Below are 378 nucleotides of genomic sequence, written 5' to 3'. Positions count from 1 at the left end.
TCTCCGTGGGGTTTGACGGAACAACGGCATAGCCGATCCGGCCTGCATAGGATCTATTACCATAATGATGCGGTCGGCGGCGCGTCGGTGTTGACGAATGTGCTGCCCGGTCCCAACGGGCTGACGGCGACGGGCACGGCGGCGGCGGCTCTGGCGCAACTGGCCTTGCAGCGCGCGCGCGGGCCGCGCGTAATCAATTCGGACGTCGACGCGTTCGAAAAGGTCAAGCGTTTCGGCATCACCAACCGGACCGAGTTCGATCTGTCGGACGACTTCACCTTCGTCAATATCTTCGGCTATCGGCGCACCAAGGTCGACTTGTATGATCCGGGCCTTGTCAAGATCGCATTGAACGGTTCCTTCTGTTGACGCGTTGGG

The 378-nt window shown here is 60.8% G+C and carries 1 pseudogene; it reads left to right on the top strand.

Features of this window, described 5'->3' with window-relative positions:
- Positions 1 to 369 (top strand): annotated as a pseudogene (locus AX724_RS02065) (hypothetical protein); the annotation flags it as partial.
- Positions 370 to 378 lie beyond the last annotated feature (9 nt).

The organism is Sphingobium sp. CCH11-B1, from assembly GCF_001556865.1.
In the GTDB taxonomy this organism is placed as follows: domain Bacteria; phylum Pseudomonadota; class Alphaproteobacteria; order Sphingomonadales; family Sphingomonadaceae; genus Sphingobium.
Note: the sequence above shows the minus strand (reverse complement) of the source record. Positions and strands in the feature narration are given on the sequence as shown.